This window comes from Luteitalea sp. (assembly GCA_009377605.1).
Taxonomy (GTDB): domain Bacteria; phylum Acidobacteriota; class Vicinamibacteria; order Vicinamibacterales; family Vicinamibacteraceae; genus WHTT01.
The window spans coordinates 50,596-68,493 of sequence record WHTT01000014.1 but is presented as its reverse complement, the minus strand read 5'-3'; the positions used below and the strand labels follow the sequence as shown (position 1 = coordinate 68,493).

16 protein-coding genes are annotated in these 17,898 nt (G+C 64.7%); 5 read left to right on the top strand and 11 right to left on the bottom strand.

Annotation, left to right across the window (positions count from 1 at the left end):
* The first annotated feature begins 120 nt into the window (after positions 1–120).
* The 3 genes from GEV06_06910 (at position 121) to GEV06_06900 (ending at position 4,291) form a co-directional block, all read left to right on the top strand.
* Positions 121–825, top strand: coding sequence for a hypothetical protein (locus GEV06_06910; GenBank protein MPZ17625.1), 705 nt, complete (start codon positions 121–123; stop codon positions 823–825).
* Positions 826–1,052: 227 nt separating this feature from the next.
* Positions 1,053–3,326 carry a glycosyltransferase gene (locus tag GEV06_06905; protein MPZ17624.1) on the top strand — a complete coding sequence of 758 codons (2,274 nt, stop codon included), beginning with the start codon at positions 1,053–1,055 and terminating at the stop codon, positions 3,324–3,326.
* A complete protein-coding gene (locus GEV06_06900) occupies positions 3,326–4,291 on the top strand; it encodes a glycosidase (protein ID MPZ17623.1) in 966 nt (321 codons plus the stop codon). Before GEV06_06905 ends, GEV06_06900 begins: the two co-directional genes overlap by 1 nt.
* A gap of 46 nt (positions 4,292–4,337) precedes the next feature.
* On the opposite strand, the gene GEV06_06895 is transcribed toward GEV06_06900, so the two are convergent.
* Entirely contained in the window at positions 4,338–5,870 is a 1,533-nt protein-coding gene (locus GEV06_06895) for a radical SAM protein (protein MPZ17622.1), read from the bottom strand.
* Positions 5,871–6,144: 274 nt separating this feature from the next.
* On the opposite strand from GEV06_06895, the gene GEV06_06890 reads away from it, so the two are divergent.
* Positions 6,145–6,816 carry a cyclic nucleotide-binding domain-containing protein gene (locus GEV06_06890; protein MPZ17621.1) on the top strand — a complete coding sequence of 224 codons (672 nt, stop codon included), beginning with the start codon at positions 6,145–6,147 and terminating at the stop codon, positions 6,814–6,816.
* Positions 6,817–6,949: 133 nt separating this feature from the next.
* Here GEV06_06890 and GEV06_06885 read toward each other — a convergent pair whose 3' ends face one another.
* From GEV06_06885 to GEV06_06860, 6 genes are all read right to left on the bottom strand, one after another.
* Positions 6,950–7,831, bottom strand: coding sequence for a hypothetical protein (locus tag GEV06_06885; GenBank protein MPZ17620.1), 882 nt, complete (start codon positions 7,829–7,831; stop codon positions 6,950–6,952).
* A 2-nt stretch (positions 7,832–7,833) separates the two neighbouring features.
* Positions 7,834–10,551, bottom strand: coding sequence for an ATP-dependent helicase (locus GEV06_06880; protein MPZ17619.1), 2,718 nt, complete (start codon positions 10,549–10,551; stop codon positions 7,834–7,836).
* Between the two features lie 52 nt (positions 10,552–10,603).
* Complete coding sequence (locus tag GEV06_06875) at positions 10,604–11,539, bottom strand: NAD(P)H-binding protein (protein MPZ17618.1); 936 nt, start codon at positions 11,537–11,539, stop codon at positions 10,604–10,606.
* Between the two features lie 137 nt (positions 11,540–11,676).
* Positions 11,677–11,961, bottom strand: a complete 285-nt coding sequence (locus tag GEV06_06870; GenBank protein MPZ17617.1) for a hypothetical protein — start codon at positions 11,959–11,961, stop codon at positions 11,677–11,679.
* A gap of 43 nt (positions 11,962–12,004) precedes the next feature.
* Positions 12,005–12,169 carry a DUF4287 domain-containing protein gene (locus GEV06_06865; GenBank protein ID MPZ17616.1) on the bottom strand — a complete coding sequence of 55 codons (165 nt, stop codon included), beginning with the start codon at positions 12,167–12,169 and terminating at the stop codon, positions 12,005–12,007.
* Positions 12,170–12,199: 30 nt separating this feature from the next.
* Positions 12,200–13,585 carry an FAD-containing oxidoreductase gene (locus GEV06_06860; GenBank protein MPZ17615.1) on the bottom strand — a complete coding sequence of 462 codons (1,386 nt, stop codon included), beginning with the start codon at positions 13,583–13,585 and terminating at the stop codon, positions 12,200–12,202.
* Between the two features lie 329 nt (positions 13,586–13,914).
* Here GEV06_06860 and GEV06_06855 point away from each other — a divergent pair, with 329 nt between their 5' ends.
* Positions 13,915–14,439 carry a hypothetical protein gene (locus tag GEV06_06855; protein MPZ17614.1) on the top strand — a complete coding sequence of 175 codons (525 nt, stop codon included), beginning with the start codon at positions 13,915–13,917 and terminating at the stop codon, positions 14,437–14,439.
* A gap of 28 nt (positions 14,440–14,467) precedes the next feature.
* Here the strand turns inward: GEV06_06855 and GEV06_06850 are convergent, their stop codons facing one another.
* From GEV06_06850 to GEV06_06835, 4 genes are all read right to left on the bottom strand, one after another.
* Positions 14,468–14,923, bottom strand: coding sequence for a VOC family protein (locus GEV06_06850; GenBank protein MPZ17613.1), 456 nt, complete (start codon positions 14,921–14,923; stop codon positions 14,468–14,470).
* 88 nt (positions 14,924–15,011) lie between these two features.
* The gene (locus GEV06_06845; GenBank protein ID MPZ17612.1) at positions 15,012–15,791 is read right to left on the bottom strand and encodes a response regulator; all 780 of its coding nucleotides are present in this window, start codon (positions 15,789–15,791) and stop codon (positions 15,012–15,014) included.
* Between the two features lie 23 nt (positions 15,792–15,814).
* Positions 15,815–16,870 carry a hypothetical protein gene (locus GEV06_06840; GenBank protein ID MPZ17611.1) on the bottom strand — a complete coding sequence of 352 codons (1,056 nt, stop codon included), beginning with the start codon at positions 16,868–16,870 and terminating at the stop codon, positions 15,815–15,817.
* 96 nt (positions 16,871–16,966) lie between these two features.
* On the bottom strand, positions 16,967–17,854 hold the full coding sequence (locus GEV06_06835; GenBank protein ID MPZ17610.1) for a hypothetical protein: 888 nt from the start codon (positions 17,852–17,854) through the stop codon (positions 16,967–16,969).
* Positions 17,855–17,898 lie beyond the last annotated feature (44 nt).

Sequence of the window (17,898 nt, the reverse complement as noted above, 5' to 3'; positions counted from 1 at the left end):
CCGAGCGGCTACAATAGCTAAACCCATCGACGCACCCCGCGCCCGAACCCTTTCGTCCGCCGGGGTGGCCGCCTCGGTTCCATGGCCATCACTTCGCGGTTTCTCTGGAGGGAAGACACCATGCGTTTTATGTGCGGTTCCGCATTCGTCGTATTCACTGCCGGCATGCTCATGGCTCCGGACGTCGGCGCGCAGGAGGAGACCGCTCGTGCGGTCGCCGACGGCGGCATCTCCGTGCCCGGATGGACCGGCAAGATCGACGCCAAGGAAGAAGGTTCGGGGCAAACGCTCGACAACGCGAAGCTCGCGCAGGCCGGTGATGCGCTGGAGGTCATGACGGGGCCCGCCGTGACGTACTGGAATCCAGCCAACACGGCGAGCGGCAACTACACGGTGAAGGCGACATTCAACGAGCCGAAGTACATGAGCCTCAACGACCACCCCCATCCGTACGGCATCGTCATTGCCGGTAACGACATGGGAACCGAACAGCAGAGCTATCTGTACTGCGCCGCGTACGGGAACGGCAACTTCATCGTACGCGGATTCGGCCCCGAGCCGTTTCAGATGAATGGCAAGCGGGGTGAATCGAACCCGGTTGTGAACACGGCCGAAGGCCCTGGCTCACCGGTGACACAGGAGATCGCGGTGTCGGTGAACGACGACCGCGTCGAGTGCGCGATCAACGGCACGGTCGTCGCGGGCTACGACAAGGCCGAGCTCGTGACCGAGGGCAAGCTGAAGTCCACTGACGGCCTCTACGGGATCCGGTTCGCGCACAACACCGAAGCCACGGTCACAGGCCTCGAGATAACAGCGAACTAGCGAGTCGCCGTGATTCGGAAGGGATGTCGGGGCGCGGCGGCTGCAATACCGCCTGCCCCGCATCTCCCACGCAGATTGGCCGCACCCTGTTCAAGACTAAACATCCATCATTGATTCGCTCGCCTACAATTGTACGGTTCGAGCAGCCACTTGCGGTTTGACAGACAGCGAGTTCACACGCCGCCTAGCCGACGCCATCACTCGATACCGCAGAGCATCTAGAAGACATGAAACGATTTGCCATCCTCGGCAACCACTTGCCCCGCCAGTGCGGCATCGCCACATTCACGACACACCTGGCGGAGGCGTTGGCGATGGAGCTGCCAGAGGTGGATCGGTTCGTGCTCGCGATGAACGATGCCGGCCGGCGGCACGTCTATCCGTCCCGCGTCCGGTTCGAGATCGCGGAGGGCGACCTCGGCTCGTATCGGCGCGCAGCGGACTTCCTGAACGTCAATCAAGTCGATGTGCTCTCGGTCCAGCACGAGTATGGGATATTCGGGGGCAAGGCGGGCGCGCACCTCGTCGCCATGTTGCGGGAGCTCCGCATGCCGATCGTGACGACGCTCCATACGGTTCTGTCGCAACCGAGCCCGGCGCAGCGCGCAGTGATCGACGAGCTGGCGCGCCTGTCACAGCGCCTCATCGTCATGAGCGAATCCGGCGCGGAGCTGCTCCGGCGGGTCCACGGCATTTCCGATGATCAGATCGATCTGATTCCCCATGGGATTGCGCACGTAACAGCCGACCCCCACAGCAAGGACCGCCTTGGCGTCAACGGCAAAACCGTGATTCTGACCTTCGGGCTGCTCTCCCGCGACAAAGGCATCGAATATGTCGTCGATGCGTTGCCGGCGATCCTCGCGGCCCATCCGGACACGGTCTACATCATTCTCGGCGCCACGCACCCGCACGTCATCGAGCAGGAGGGGGAGGCCTATCGTCTGATGCTCGAGACGCGAGGCCGACAGCTGGGCGTGGCCGCGAGCATGATCTTCCACAACCGGTTCGTGAGCCAGGAGGAGCTGACCGAGTTCCTGTCGGCCACGGACATTTACATCACGCCATACCTTCAGCCGGAGCAGATCACATCGGGCACGTTGGCCTATGCCGTTGGCGCGGGGAAGGCCGTCATCTCAACGCCTTACATCTACGCTCGCGAGCTTCTCGATGAGGGGCGTGGCGTCCTCGTCCCGTGGAGGGATTCACACGCGATCGCGGAGGAAGTCATCGGCCTGGTCAGCGACCATGACCGGCGCCGGACGATGTGCGCGCGAGCGGCTGCACATGGCGTCGGGATGACGTGGCCGGCGGTCGCCGGCCGCTACGTCGAGAGCTTCGCACGGGCGCAAACGGAGCACATGCACCGGCGTCGGACTGCATTCCGCGCGCAGACACTCGCCAGCCGACCTGCTGGCCTGCCCGAGATCAGCCTGAGACACGTGCAGGCGATGACCGACGACACGGGAATGCTCCAGCACGCCACCTTCAACATCCCGCGATACGAGGACGGGTACTGTCTGGACGACAACGCGCGAGCGCTGCTGCTCATGGCACTTCTCGAGGAGGCAGGCAGCGACGACCCCACGGTGGTCCGTGCGCTCGCGTCACGCTACCTCGCCTTCGTCAGCCACGCATTCGACCGGACATCCGGCCGCTTCAGGAACTTTCTCTCGTACGCGCGGCAGTGGCACGAGCCGTACGGATCGCAGGACAGCCATGGGCGAGCTCTATGGGCGCTCGGCACCGTCGTGGGCCGTGCCGGCGATCCGGGCAGACACAGTCTCGCAGGCGATCTGTTCCACCTGGCGATGCCGGCGGTGACCACATTCACGAGCCCACGGGCCTGGGCCTATGCGCTCCTCGGTATCGACGAGTACCTCCGAGCGTTCCAGGGCGACAGCAGCGTCGAAGCGCTGCGTGTCACGCTCGCGGAGCGTCTACTCGACCTGTTTCAACGGACCAGCCGACCGGACTGGCCGTGGTTCGAGGATTCCGTCACGTACTGCAACGGTCGCCTGTCGCAGGCGCTCATCATCTCCGGTGACCGAATGCATCGAGCGGACATGACCGAGGCTGGGATGCGCTCCCTTGACTGGCTGGTGGACGTGCAATCGTCCGCGGACAAGCAGTTTGCCGCGATTGGATCCAACGGATTCTATGAGCGAGGCTCGCCCCCCGCGGCGTTCGACCAGCAGCCCGTCGAGGCGTGCGCGACGGCATCTGCGTGTCTCGACGCTTACCGCGTCAGTAACGACAACCGCTGGGCGGCACACGCGCGGTCGGCGTTCGACTGGTTTCTCGGGGAGAACCATCTGCACCACTGGCTCTTCGATCCATCGACAGGTGGCTGTCGCGATGGGCTGCACGTCGATCGGCCCAATCAGAACCAGGGCGCCGAAGCAACGCTCTCCTTCCTGCTCACATTGCACGAAATGCGGACCGTCGAGGCACTGGACGTGCACGAGGTCGATGTGCGAGACCGTCAGCCAACATCATGATGCCGCCGCAACGCTACGAAACACTCTTCCATCGACACGAGCGGAATCCGATTCTCACGGCGGCCGACTGGCCGTACCCGGCACACACGGTGTTCAACGCCGGGGCGACGCGACTTCGAGACGGCACGACACTTCTCCTCTGCAGGGTGGAGGATCGACGCGGCCACTCGCATCTGTGCGCCGCCCGATCCAGCAACGGCGTCGACGGCTGGACGGTCGATGCCGAGCCCACGCTCTCGGCGGACCCGGACAGGCATCCAGAAGAAGTGTGGGGCATCGAAGACCCCCGCATCACCTTCGTCGAGGAGCTCGGCCGGTACGTCGTGGCGTATACCGCGTTCAGTCAAGGCGGGCCGGGCGTAGCGCTGGCACTCACCGAGGACTTCCGGCACTTCGAGCGTCTTGGTCTCGTCATGCAGCCAGACGACAAGGACGCAGCGCTGCTGCCGCGCCGCATCAACGGCAGCTTCGCCTTGCTCCATCGACCGTTGACCGACACCGGCGCACACGTCTGGATCTCCTTCTCACCGGACCTTCGCAATTGGGGCAGACACACGCTCGTGCTGCCGGCGCGCCGCGGATCCTGGTGGGACGCCAACCGCGTCGGTCTGTCGCCGCCCCTCATCGAGACGTCGCGCGGGTGGCTCCTGCTCTATCACGGCGTCCGACGGACAGGTGCAGGGTGCTTGTATCGCCTCGGGGTTGCGCTGTTGGACCTGGATACTGCGGAGCACTGCCTCCTACGCGGCGATTCCTGGATCTTTGGCCCCGAGGAGCCGTACGAGCGCGAAGGCGACGTTGGCTATGTCACCTTCCCATGCGGCTACACCCTGGGTGCAGATGGCGATGCCATCAACCTGTACTACGGTGCGGCTGACTCGAGCGTGGCCCTGGCAACCGGGAGCGTCGCTCAGCTCCTCCATTGGCTCGATCGACACGGCGCACCGGGTTCTCAAGGATTCTAGCGGCCGCCTCGCCGAACGCGCCGTGTTCGCCAGCCCGAAACTTGACTTATTGTCGGCTATCTCCTGAGCGCGCTACCGATAGCGTTTGTTGATCGGAGAGAGGCGCCGTCACGAACAAGCGGCGGCATGACCTCGCCAGCCATCGTGCCCATCGCGCGGAGCGGATCGTGCGCGCGCTATCGGTTGCGATACCGGTGTTTGCGTACATCTGCCGGTACAGCTTCGAAATCAGCACGAACGCAAGCCTCGACCGAAGCGACCGGAGAAAGCGCGCGCGCCGCCAAATCACGGGAAGGGAGTAGAAGCGGTCCCAGGTCTCCTGCGTGCCCCGACGGATCTCGTCCGCGGACATCCCCGGGTGGGGCAGATACACCTTCGGCCGCTGGTCGGGCGGCACGAGCCAATAGCGCGTCAGCGGCACGCCATCGATCTCCGGCGCTTCTGATCCGAGCTCTTTTTCCCATCTGGCGAAGTCCACCGTGCCCGGGAACGGCGTCAGCATGACGAACTGCGCGAAGCTGAGATCGGCTTGTTGCGCGAGATCCGCCGTGGCTCGAAAGGTCTCAGGTGTGTCGGTCGGCAGCCCGAAGATGAACGAGCCAAGCAGGTGAATGCCGTGCTGGCGAAAGGCCTGCAAGCGGGTCACGAGCGCGTCGCCGGCGTCATTGAAATTCTTGAAGACGGCCTTGAGCCCTTCGGCAGTCACCGATTCGACGCCGACGAGCGCGCCACGGATGTGCGCCTTGCGCATCGCGTCCAGGAACTCCGGATCCTCGGCCGCTTCCATGGTGATCTGAGTATAGAACTTGAGATCGTCCGGCAGCCGGGCGAGCTCGGCCATCAGCTCGAACCGCTCGGCGCGAAGAGCGCTGAGCTCGTCCAAGCGGTGACGGTCGCTGCGCCGTCCCGCCTGTCGCAGATCCTCGAGCGTCACGGGATAGAAGTTGTCGTCGGCGAGTAAAATGAACCGGAACCCAAGTCGGCGCAGCTCCATCACTTCCTGGGCCACTGCGCTCGCCACTCGCTGCCGAGGTTGCTGGCCGTCTGTTCTCCACACCGAGCAGAACGAACAGTGCTTCGGACAGCCGCGCACCGTCTGGACCGACCCCCACATATAGCGATCGCGCGGCAGAAGGTCCCATCGCGCAGCCCGGAACGTCGCGCCGTCGACCCGCCCACCTTCATATACGGGCTTGACCCGGCCTGCGGCGCAATCCTCGAGCACCTCGGCCCAGATCATGTCGCCGTCGCCTCGCACGACACCATGCGCACCACCGCGCTGATGCGCTTCATCGGGAAACAAGGTGGCATGGATCCCGCCAAACACGACGTACGCGCCGCGCTCACGCGCGAGGCGTCCAAGCTCATAGCCGCGGAAGGCGTTGCTCGTGTGAATGCCAATGCCGACCACATCGCCGGGCCGCAGCACAGCCGGGTCGAGCTGTTCCAATGTCTCGTCGATGACGATGGGATCGCCGTGGGCGGAAGGTGTGGCGGCCGCCAGCACATACAGCCAGCGAGGCGTGATCACAGCGGTGCCGAACGACACATCACTCGGGTTGATCAGGTACACAGCCATGTGCAATATTCTGCCGATATCACTGTTACCGTCCCATTACGGATCTCCCATCACTGGCAAATGCAACTTGAATTCCAGCATTGGCGGGCGCCTTGGGTGGGAGCCCTAAAACGCTGACTGCCGCCATTTCAGGCAGTCAAGCAGGTTTTCAGCGCGCCCGCTGTTCTAAACTGCACATCTTGAGGGCCAGCTCTGCACTTCACCTGTACGAGCCGCCGCACGACAGCCGTTCCCTGTGGCTCCTGGCGTTCGGTCGTGGGATGATCTAGTTCAGATGCCGCGAAAACCGCCTCCCGCCAGCGTGACAGCCGCCTTGGTCGATGTGAAGGCGTTCCTCAAGTCGGCCGGCGTGTCCTCCCGCATCGTTCGGTTTGCGACCGGCGCCGGCGTGTTCGTCCAGGGTGCACAGGCGAACACCCTCTTTTACATCCAGGATGGCGGCGTGAAGCTGTCGGTGTTGTCCTCGGCGGGAAAGGAGGCCGTCGTCGCCATGCTCGGGCCCGGCGACTTCTTCGGTGAGGGGTGCCTGGCGGGGCAGCCGCTGCGCATGGGAAGCGCCACGGCCGTCGTGCCGACGGCTGTCCTCCGGATCCATAAACGCGACATGCTTCGGATGCTGCACGACCACTCCGAGTTCTCCGACCGATTCATCGCCCACATGCTGGCGCGCAACATTCGAATCGAAGAGGACCTCGTCGATCAGCTCTTCAACTCGAGCGAGAAGCGGCTCGCCCGCACGCTGCTGCTCCTCGCACGATACGGGAGGGAAGAGACGACCCAGCGGGCGCTGCCCAAGCTGTCACAGGAGACTCTCGCCGAGATGGTGGGAACGACGCGGTCGCGTGTGAACTTCTTCATGAACAAGTTCCGCAAGCTCGGCCTCATCGAGTACAACGGGAAGCTCAAGGTGAACGGCTCCCTACTGAGTATCGTTCTTCACGACTGAGCCAGCATTTCAGCGGCTCGAACGCGCGCCGCATGTGACCCGAGCTGTGCAATAGAAGACAGCGCATCTCACGTGATAGCTCTACACTCGGATCATGCAGCTCGAACCAGCACCACATCAATCTGCCGCCGAGTCATCCCGACCCACGCGATCGTGACGCGCGAAGGGGCGAACGTGTTGCGCGTTTCGGAACCGTCTGCCCAATCGGCTTCGTGGAAGCGCCCACCGCCGGCTTCGCGCCTGCAGCGGCTCCTGCCCGCACCGTCCGTTTCCGGCGAACAGGTGACGCCTCCGCGGGCTCGGATTGAGCTATGTCGATGCCGAAGATCTCTGCTAGATCACCGGCCTCGAGGACCTTCGCCGCCGCTGGTCTCTTGCTGCTGGGTTGCAAGCCGGTGCCCGCCTTGGCGATGAGATCCTGCTGGTCCACACCCCTGAGCAGGAACAGCAGCTCAGGCCGTTCGTCGAGCCGCGCGCCGATGCCGTACAGCACCGCCGCGACGTGCTTGCACATCCGTGCCCAGTCTGGGCAACTGCAACGAAACGAGATCTCTCTCGGCGCCGGGAAGAGCCCCTTCTTCGGCTCACAGATCCGAGCCATGACGCTGGTGGACAACCGTCCCTGGAGCAGCTCGACGACCGAGTCGATGGCGCCCGTGCAGTCGCGGCAGATGCCGCGCCACTGCAGCTTCGGCAGCGCGGCCACGCCTATCCGAACCCGATAGAGGTCGGATCCGCTGACCAGTGAAGTCACATCGCCCGGCGAGATCTGCAGATCGATGACGGAACCGTTGCGGACGTACGTCCGCCCGCGTGGCAGCCGGTTCTGGAAATCACTGTAGCGCTCCAGATTCTCGCACCACGCCTTGCCCCAGAACGTGCTCGTGATCTTTCGGCCATCGATGAGGACCGGTGCGGCCTCGTGCCCCTTCTGTTTGAGCCCCGCCAACACCCGCGCCGCTCGACGGCGGCGCGTGGCGACAGGCACATAGGGTCTCCAGCCGTCGTAGTCCATCGTCATTCCTGCGATGCGGCGTGTAGATCGAGTGTCACGAGCTTCAGCAGCGCCTCGTCATCCATCTCGGTAAGCAGCACGTCGGCGCCGCCCTCGAGCAGATCCTGGGAGAGCTGCCGCTTCGACTCGATCAACTCGTCGATCTTCTCCTCAACCGTTCCGCGGCACAAGAACTTGTGCACGAGCACGTTCTTGGTCTGCCCGATGCGGAACGCGCGGTCGGTTGCCTGGTTCTCGACAGCCGGATTCCACCAGCGGTCGAAGTGAACGACGTGCGACGCCGCCGTGAGATTGAGGCCCGAGCCGCCGGCCTTGAGCGACAAGACGAAGAAGGGCACGCGCTCGTCCTCCTGAAACTGCTGGACGAGCGCCTGGCGCTTCTTCACGCTGGTCTCGCCGTGCAGCACGAGCCCGGGCCGGCCGAATACCGAGCCGAGAAAGGCCGCCAAGGGAGCGGTGACCTCGCGGAACTGGGTGAAGACGAGCACCTTCTCCTGCTTTGCGACGATGACTTCGGCGATCTCACGTAAGCGTGACAGCTTTCCGCTATCAGCCTCTGCCCACCGACCGTCGCCCAACCAGTGCGATGGATGATTGCAGATCTGCTTGAAGCGCATGAGAAACGCGAGCACCACGCCCCTGCGCTTGATTCCGTCGGCCGCGGCGAGCTCCCTGGCCAGCTCTGTCACGCTTCGCTGATACAGGGCGGCCTGCGCGCGGCTGAGCGAGCAGAACGCCTTCACTTCGGTCTTGTCCGGCAGGTCGGCAATGATCGACCTGTCCGTCTTGAGTCGCCGGAGGACGTACGGTCGGACGAGATCACGCAGCGGCCCATAGCTGCTCTGCGACCCTGCGGCAAGGCGTTTGGTGAACCGGCCGAACTCCTTGCTGGTGCCCAGCAAGCCGGGGTTGATGAAGTCGAAGATGGACCAGACGTCCCCGACCCGATTCTCCACGGGCGTGCCCGTGAGCGCGATCCGCGCCCGCGCGTCGAGCTGCTTGACCGTTCGCGTCTGCCTTGCGCCAGGACTTTTGATGGCCTGGGCTTCATCGAGCACGGCCAGCTCCCAAGGGATCTCGAGGAGCGCGGGCGTACGGACGAGTGTGCCGTAGCTCGTGATCACGAGATCGACATCCGCCAGCCGGCCCGAGTCGAGCGTTCGCAGATCGGCGCTCGGTAGCACCGACGGGTGTGCGACGAGCGTCCGCAGGGAGGGCGTGAACCGAGCCGCTTCCGACTCCCAGTTGGCGAGGAGCGACGCCGGCGCGACGATCAGGCTCGCTCGCCGGCGGCGCGCGCCGCGATCCGGCGAGCCGTCCTGACTGCGCAGCACCAACAACAGCGCCAACACCTGCATCGTCTTTCCCAGCCCCATGTCGTCGGCGAGACAGGCGCCGAGGCCGAGCCCCGACAACAGGTGCAGCCAGCGCACGCCGGCCTGTTGATATGGACGCAGCTCGGTCTTCAGCGCGTCTCCCGGGTCGACGCGTGCGAGCCCGTCCGGCCGGCGCAGTCCCTCGAGCGTCGTTGCCAGCCAGGGACCGGCGGCGACACGGGACCAGTCTGGAGCGGCAGCATCCAGCCGCTCGTCGCCGGAGAACCTCGCGCCGGCGACGAGGCGCATCGCTTCCGCAAACCCGAGACCTCTCTCTTCGGCAACCTTTTCGACCGCGCGGAGCTCATCGAGCATGCGGCCAAGCGTGGCGCGATCCACCTGGACCCAGCGGCCGCGGACGAGGTGCAAGCCATCGGAGCCTGCGAGCAGTTGCTCGACCTCCACCGGAGTCAGCGATTCGCCGTCGAGCGTCACCTCCATGCGAAAGTCGAGAAGCGCCTCCGTGCCCAGACCAGAGGGCGGTTTGCTGCCGACGACGGCGCTCACGCGAGGATGGGGAGGGCGATTCGCGCGCCACGTGCTGGGCACGCGCACGATGACGCCTGCTGCCTCGAGACGCGGGAGGTCGGTGAGCAGCTGATAGGCATCGGCAGGTGTCCATCGCAGCGGGTGAAAGATCTCGCCCGCGTCGACCATCGACTTCAGCCAAGCGCACTGCTCTGCCGCCCGTTGCACGGGTAAGAGCAACGAGAGCAACCGAGATCGGTTTGCCGCACCCGCGTACTCGGTGAGCGCGCGGCCGAGCGGGAGGTGTTGTGCTTTCGCGTGCGCCGAGAGCTGCGCGGTGTACGTCGCGAGAAACGCGAACGGCGCCTCCTCGTCGCGGCGGTTCTCGGCGAGATTGAAGTGTACGCGGCCAACCAGGTGCCACGCGGGGCTCTTGCGCCGCAGAAAGTCCTGGAGCGAGGTTTTCGATTCGGCGAGCTCTATCCGGAACGCCGCCCCCAGCTGGTTCCAGAGCGCTTCCAGCACGGGCCCCGTCAGGTATTCCGCGCCCATCATCGGCGGCGCGGCCACGGCCAGCATCTCGAGCTCGTCCTGTGGCGGAGGTGGAATTGGCGTGTGGCTGCGACTCTTCCCGAGATCCTGCTGCCCGCACACGGCGCTCACGTATCGTCCCGCGAGCTCGCACCAGTAGCCGAACAGGCCGGGCAGGGCTGTTCCCACCTCCCCTGCTCCGAGCTGCAGCAGTCCATGGCCGGAACCGCGCGCAAATGCCTCCTGGAGCCGATCCAACACGTCGCCCGGCAGCGGCGGCGCATCGTCTACCGGCTCGAGCAAAAGGTGGCCGAGAGGGGTCAAGATCGGTGCGATCGACGTCATGGAGCCGTCACGCGAGGGAAACGCGCCGAAGCAAATGACTGTTGCGACCGGCTCACATCGCTCCGAGGGTTGCGGTGATGCCAGCCGAATAAGCGGTCTTGTGGACGCCGGGCAGAAGATCCCGTAACCGGTCGTCGTTCATGATGACCGGAGTCTTCAGCAGATAGTTCATCTCGACAAGCTCGCGCATCATGGGGTTGAAAACGCCGGCCACTCGCAGCATCCAGTTGTTTACCACGAAGAGCTTCGGCTGGCGGCCGGCCTGCGCGAAAATCTCCTCGGCGAAGGCACGGATCGTGATCACACCCAAACCGCCGAAGTGCCACACGCTGCCCCAGGCGCGCGGCTCCCGCACGAGCTTCGTCACCACCGGCCCGACATCCGGAACGAAGACGAACTCGTGCGGCGTGTCGATGGGACCCAAGAGCGGGGCACGTCCGCCTTCCTTCGCGGCGCGGAAGGCGCTCCCCATGAGACTCTTGTCGACGTTCGGACCGTAGAAGTCCGGCAACCTGAGCACTGCACCGCGAAGCCTGCCAGCGGCATCCGCGGCCAAGAGCAAATCCTCTTGCTCCTTGCGCATCTTGCCCTTGAACGTGTGCGGCTCACGCGGATGGTCTTCGCGCACCCGCTCCGCACGAGGGCGACCATACGGATAGACGGTCCCAATCAAGAGTATGTGAGCCACGCCCACGGCGATCGCCGCGTCGATCGTCTTCTTCATGAGGATCGGGTGCAGTCGGAATTCCCAGTAAGGTACGCCCACGGCGTAGACGATCGTGTCGATTCCAGCAGCGGCCTCCTTGATGGAGGCCTCATCTTCTGGATTCCAGGTTGCGATCTCCGCCAGAGCATCGGTGCCGAACGCCCCTTCGAGCGCGGACCGTGAGCGTCCCACGACCCTGTACGGCGTTCCGTCCACGCGGAGAGCGTCGACCATGCTTCGTCCAATCGCTCCGGTGGCTCCAAACAGTGCAAGCGTTGCCATGGCCCCTACTTTATCGCGGGTGTTAACGCCGGCACAGATATCGGGGCGTTCTCGCGCATGTATGAGACCGGTTCTCGGACGCGGGATCTCCCTGGGCCACGCCCACCCAGCCACGCCCACACTGATGCCCTAACGCGTTACTTCTTGTTCTTGCCCGCCGCGTAGACGGCGAAGAAGCCGCCCTGCGGATCCTGGCACTGGGCGATCTGGTCCCCGCCGGGGACGTCCATCGGTCCATTGAGGACCTTGCCGCCCTTGCTCTTGACTCGCTCCATTGTCGCGGCGATCTCGTCGACGGTGACGTAATGCAGCCAGTGCGGCGGCATGTTCATCGCTTTGGCCATGTTCGACATGCCGCCCTTGGTGATCTTGTCGGGGTCGTTGAACATGAAGTAGATGCCCATCCCGGCACCCATGTCCATCGAGTCGGTGTGCTGCCAGCCCTGTGCTCACGTTCCTACCCGTTTACAGTGAGCTTCTGGGCCACCACCTGCTGACGTCGTGCTCGCCCATGAGCCAGTCGGCGATCTCTCGGTACTGACGGCCCGCAGCACGCCACGCGTCGAGCAGGGCAAACCACTCGTCCCGATCTCGCCCGGTCGCGCGCCGCACGGCGTCGCTTCTTGCCATGACAACCTCCTCACTGACGAGTCGTGCGTGTCAACGGCGCGCGGGCTCTGGTTGCATGTCGCGAAGCAGCGTCGGAATGAGCTCGGAGACAGTCGGATGAATCGGTACTGCACGCTGAAGCACATCGTACGGCACGCGCGCATTGATGATATCGAGCACGCCGTGGATCGCTTCATCCCCCCCGGTACCGAGGATAGCCGCACCAAGAATGCTCCTGGTCTCTGCGTCGACGACGACCTTCATGAAGCCCTGCGTCTCACCCTTCTCGATGGCCCGGCCGACACGGCTCATCGGCCGCTTGCCGATCAGGAGCGGACGGCCGCTCGCCCGCGCCTGGGCCTCTGTGACCCCGACACGCCCCAGGGGTGGATCGATGTACAGGGCATACGCCGGCACGCGCGCTCGCAGCTCGCGGCGTGCGCCGTCCAGCAAATTGGCGGCGACAATCTCGAAATCGTTGTACGCAGTGTGCGTGAAGGCACCGCGACCGTTGCAGTCGCCGAGCGCCCAGATCCCGGGGACGCTGGTGGCCAAGCTCTCGTCAACGGTGATGTAGCCGCGAGCGTCGGTGGTGACCCCTGCTCTGTCCAGCCCTAGATCGTCGGTGTTCGGAAGGCGGCCGACCGCCAGCAGCACGTGTGTTCCGATCGCTTCGGGCGACCCGTGGGTGCAGTCGACGGAGACCGCGATACCCTGATCGCGCGGCGCAAGGCCGATGCACGTGGCCTCCGTGCGGATCGCGATGCCCTCGGCTTCCAGGATGTCTCCGACTGCCAGGGAGACATCCTCGTCTTCGCGGGCTATCAATCGTGGCGCCTTCTCCACGACGGTCACCTCCGCGCCGAACCGCCTGTACATCTGCGCGAACTCGAGGCCGACGTAGCTGCCTCCGACGACCACCAGGTGCCGAGGCACATGGTCCAACATCAGGATTGAGGTGTTGGTCAGGTATGGCACCTCACCAACGCCTGGCATGTCGGGCACGACGGCACGTCCGCCGACATTGATGAAGATGCGTGGAGCGGTCAGCCGTTGCTCGCCCACACGAACGGTGTTCGGCGACTCGAAGTGCGCATGACCTTCGAGCACCGTGCAGCCAGACATCCCACGCAGCCACTTCTCAACGCCGCCGCGCGCCTTCGCCGACACGGCGTCGGCGCGGGACTTGACCTTGGCCATGTCGATCTGCGGGTCGCCGGACAGGACGACGCCATAGTCTGCGGCTCGTCGGGCGAGATGTGCCGCGTAGGCGCTTGCCACGAGGGTCTTGGTCGGCATGCAGCCGGTGTTGACGCACGTGCCGCCGAAGAGCTTGCGCTCGACGAGTGCGACCGTCATGCCGGCGCCAGTCAGCCGGCCCGCGAGCGGCGGACCGGCCTGGCCCGCACCGATAATGATGGCGTCGAAGCTCGTCACGGCAGCCCCACCATGATCAACAACATAGTTCGCATGAGTGATTCATATCATCGGCCGGCGGGACCGCTCCACTGGTCCGATGCGCCATCTCAGCGGCGGGCCTCGAGACGCCGTGAGCACGAGTCCATCCGCCTGGGGCATTTTACCCTCAGAGTCGAGTAAGGAAACGCCATGCTGCTGCAGATCATGCTGGCGTTCGGCACCGTTCTGATTCTCCCGATCTATCTCATCGTTTCGCTCTGGAACACGACCTTCTAAGTGGTCCGGAGCACAAAGTTCAATCTCAGGCCATCCAAGGAATCGGCGCGGGTCCGTCGCTACAATTGGGTATGGCCGGTCGGGAGTGCTACCACTGCAAGCAGTGGGTCGAGGAAGGCGAGGCGCACGATTGCTGGACGACCACCGAAGCGGCGCTCACGGCGGATCTGTCGGAGGACCTGCAGGATGCCTGGGAGCGGCTGCGCGAGACCGCCGCCTCTTTTGGAGAGCAGCGGATCTACGCCTCGCACAAATCGATCATGTTCTCGCGCAAGTCCTGCTACTTCTTCGTACGCCCGAAGAAAAGCTTCCTCGAGGTCTGCGTGTTCCTGGGCCGTGCGCTGAAGGCTCCGCAAGTCCGGCGCATCGATCGCGCCTCGAAGTCCAAGCTCGTTCACATCATTCGGATCCGCCACCGAGACGAGGTAGAGGCGCCAATCACAGACTGGCTGCAGGAAGCGTACGAGCTGTCGAACGTGCTGGCCACGAATGCCGACACGAAGCGCGCCGCCACGAAGCCGAAGCTTCGCCCGAAGAAAAAGAGAAGCGCGAAGGCCGCGCAGAGACCCACCACGCGAAAGGTAAAGCGGCGGTAACCGCGGAGGCGGCCCGCCGCCCGAGTGATTATGCCTCGTGGTACGCCTGCTGCAACCGCTTCAGATCGAGCTTGTCCATCTGGAGCATGGCGTTCATGACCCGCTGGGATTTCGCCGCATCCTGATCCCCCAGCATCACGCCGAGCTCGTTCGGAATGATCTGCCACGACAGTCCGAACTTGTCCTTCAGCCAGCCGCATCGACTGGGCGCGCCGCCATCGGCGGTGAGCTTCGTCCAGAGCTCGTCTATTTCCTCCTGGGTCTCGCAACCCACGAAGAACGAGATCGCCTCGGTGAACTTGAAGTGCGGACCGGCGTTGAGGGCCATGAACTTCTGGCCCTCGAGCTCGAACTGCACGGACATCACCTTCCCGTCCGCCCGATTGACCGAGATGACCTTCGAGCGCTCGAAAATCGAGGCGTAGAAGCTCATGGCCTCTTCGGCCTTGGTGTCGAACCAGAGAAATGGCGTGATTGTCGGCATCATTCTCTCCTTCGATGTGTTGTGGCGGGGTGTTTCCCCGCGTTTCGTGAGTAAGTCGGAGCCGAGCGCCGATTCTCGACATCTCCGATCAGTCCCGCCCATCGTCCAGCCCCAACGCTCGACGAAGCCGGACACGATAGCTTCGCCCAGACGTCAGCCGGACGCCGGTCTTGAGCCGCAAGACGTACTGTCCCGACGCCAGCGGCTCGATGTCCGCAATCAAGTTCAGCCGCACCATCCGTGATCGATGGATGCGCACGAAGACACGCGGATCCAGTCGGCCTTCGAGGGCGCTCATCGTCTCGCGCACCAGGTATGTCGTACCGCCGACATGCAGCTCCGCGTAGTTCGCCTGCGCCGTGATGAAGTCCACCTCGTTTACCGGCACGAAGCGGATGCGCGGTCCGGCGGGCACCGCCAGGCGGTCGGCGTACGGTCCGGGCAAGGCTTCCTGATGCGGGTGTGCCAGCGCGCCGGACAGCTCCAGCCGGCGCCGCTCGGCGAGCTGCGCGCGTGCACGATCGAGGGAGGCACGGAGGCGCTCCGCGCTGATGGGCTTGAGCAGGTAGTCGAATGCCTGTGCGTCGAACGCACGCACGGCGTGCTCCGAATACGCCGTGACGAGGATCGGGAGGGGACGCAGATCGGACGGCATCCGCTGCAGAACCGAGAAGCCGTCGCCCTCCGGCATCTGGATGTCGAGCAACAAGATATGCGGCGCTTCCCGGCAGATGGCTTGTACCGCCTCCGCGCTCGTGCGGCACTCGCCAACAATCGTCACGTCTGGCTCCGCTTCGAGGAGCCGCTTGAGCCGCGCACGCGCGAGCGGCTCATCGTCCACGATCAGCGTCCGAAGGACGGAATGCAGGGCCGATGATGGGGACATGACAATCATCCAGATAGCGGCAGCGTCACGCGCGCGACGGTGCCGCCGTCCGGCGCCGTCGTGAGCGTCAGACGGTCGCCGGGCCCGTAGAGGCACTCCAGCCGCGCCCGCGTGTTCGTCAGTCCGATGCCGGGAGGGACCGCCACCAGGCCAGAGGCGCGTCCGGCATCCCGCACTTCCAGGATGAGGTGCCCATCCGCCGAAGTCGCCGAGATACGGACCGAGCTCCGCCCGGCGCTCGGCGCCACGGCATGCTTGATTGCGTTCTCGACGATGGGCTGCAGGATCAGATGCGGCACACGGGCATCGAGCGTGGTTTCGTCGATGTCCCAGCGCAGGCGCAGGCGCTCGCCGAGCCGCGCCTGCTCGATCTCCAGATAGTGGCGCAGCACGTCGAGCTCCTCGCGCAAGCTGACATCGGTGCTGTGCGTCGTGTCGAGGCTGTGCCGAAGCACGTCGCTCAGGCGCATCAGCAGTCGATCGGCCGCCTGCGGGTCCTGGTGCACCAGCTCCGCAATCGAATTGAGGGAGTTGAAGAGGAAGTGCGGATTGAGCTGCGCGGCGAGCGCGGCCAAGCGCGCCTGCGCGAGATGTCCGGCCAGCTCCTTCGCTTGGCGCTCGCGCTGCTGTGCGCGGTCGGCAAAGAGGAGCGCGTGCGCGACACCAACGATCATCCAGGTGAAGAGCACGTTGTTCGTGACGCTGGTGGTCAGTAGCTCGCCGAACGGCGGCGTGCCGTCCGGATACCAGCGCACCCAATCGTTCAGCAGGAGGACAGCCAGCGCGCGCACGACGACCACAACCACCACGCCAAGGCCGAGCACCGTCAATGACGACCCGCACCGGCCACGCTCGAACGGGTAGCGATAGACCAGCCAGAGGATGCCCAGCGTGATGGGAATCCACAGCCACGCGCTGGCCAGGCCCATCGTCAACGCATCGTCCCAAGGCAGCACGGCGCCCGCGTGATAACGCATCGTGCGGATCTCGGCCGCCGTGGCGAAACCGCTGAGCGTCCACCAGACCGTTACCGCGAGCCACAGCTGGGAGGAGCGCTTCACGCGCCCACGATAGCGCGGGGCCACGGCGCGCGCAATTGCCGCCGCGGCGTTGGTCCCTGTGTTTCCTTCGTTCGTCCCACCGGCGCATCGGACCGATCAACGCGGCACGCGCAGCGGCGTCACATAGAAGTCGCCAGTAGCACCGACTCGCACGAAGACCAGTTGGCGTCGCTCCCACAAGACCGTCGGGTGGAACTCGCTCGCGGCGGTATTGACGCACGCCCCCAGATTCTCGGCTCGGCCGAATCGGCCGTGGGCCAGCCGACTGACGTAGAGATCGACGTCGCCGAAGCTATCAGCGCGACCAGCGCTCGCGAACAAGAGCATCCGGCCGTCTGGCGAGATCTCCGGGTTGAACTCCCAGAAGTCCGTGTTCACCCCTGGTCCAATCTTCTCGGCGGGCCGGTAGCTGCCGTCGAAGCGGACCGAGCTGCGCCAGATATCCCATTGCCCCTCGCGGTCGCTCCCGAAGTATAGATTGCCCCAGAGATCCGCGCTGGGATAGAGCTCGTTGCCCGGGCTATTGACCGCGGGGCCCAGGTTCACTGGCGGGCTCCAACCGCGATTGGTCCGATGCACGACCCACAGGTCCGTCTCGGTGCGCTGTTCGCCCTCCACTGGACGATTGGATGAGAAGTACAGCCGCCGCCCGTCGAGGGTAATGAAGGGATCGATGTCGGTATGCGCGCCCGAGAACGGTGCCACCGTGGGTGGCGTCCATCCAGACGGGCGCCAGTGCGAGGTCACAATGGTGACCTTGACGTTCGAGCCTGGGGGATAGGATTCATCACTCACCGACCAATAAGCGGTCAGGCGAGAGGGTGAAAACGTCAGCCTCCACTCCCATTGGTGATCGGTCGAGAAGTGTCCTGGACCAAACTTGCGTACTGGGGGGCATTCGTTTGCCACGGCCTCCGGAAGAGGGCCGGAGGTACTCGCCAGCGCTACAACCAGGACGACGAGCATGAGACCTTTGTGTGTCACGGGGCAGCCTCCTTCGCGCGTACCGCGCGGTGCCCCACACGATC

Excerpts from the sequence above, each read along its gene's own strand:
- GEV06_06910 (MPZ17625.1), top strand. The coding sequence starts at position 121 with ATGCGTTTTATGTGCGGTTCCGCATTCGTCGTATTCACTGCCGGCATG.
- GEV06_06905 (MPZ17624.1), top strand. The coding sequence starts at position 1,053 with ATGAAACGATTTGCCATCCTCGGCAACCACTTGCCCCGCCAGTGCGGC.
- GEV06_06900 (MPZ17623.1), top strand. The coding sequence starts at position 3,326 with ATGCCGCCGCAACGCTACGAAACACTCTTCCATCGACACGAGCGGAAT.
- GEV06_06895 (MPZ17622.1), bottom strand. The coding sequence starts at position 5,870 with ATGGCTGTGTACCTGATCAACCCGAGTGATGTGTCGTTCGGCACCGCT.
- GEV06_06890 (MPZ17621.1), top strand. The coding sequence starts at position 6,145 with ATGCCGCGAAAACCGCCTCCCGCCAGCGTGACAGCCGCCTTGGTCGAT.
- GEV06_06885 (MPZ17620.1), bottom strand. The coding sequence starts at position 7,831 with ATGGACTACGACGGCTGGAGACCCTATGTGCCTGTCGCCACGCGCCGC.
- GEV06_06880 (MPZ17619.1), bottom strand. The coding sequence starts at position 10,551 with ATGACGTCGATCGCACCGATCTTGACCCCTCTCGGCCACCTTTTGCTC.
- GEV06_06875 (MPZ17618.1), bottom strand. The coding sequence starts at position 11,539 with ATGGCAACGCTTGCACTGTTTGGAGCCACCGGAGCGATTGGACGAAGC.
- GEV06_06870 (MPZ17617.1), bottom strand. The coding sequence starts at position 11,961 with ATGGACATGGGTGCCGGGATGGGCATCTACTTCATGTTCAACGACCCC.
- GEV06_06865 (MPZ17616.1), bottom strand. The coding sequence starts at position 12,169 with ATGGCAAGAAGCGACGCCGTGCGGCGCGCGACCGGGCGAGATCGGGAC.
- GEV06_06855 (MPZ17614.1), top strand. The coding sequence starts at position 13,915 with ATGGCCGGTCGGGAGTGCTACCACTGCAAGCAGTGGGTCGAGGAAGGC.
- GEV06_06850 (MPZ17613.1), bottom strand. The coding sequence starts at position 14,923 with ATGCCGACAATCACGCCATTTCTCTGGTTCGACACCAAGGCCGAAGAG.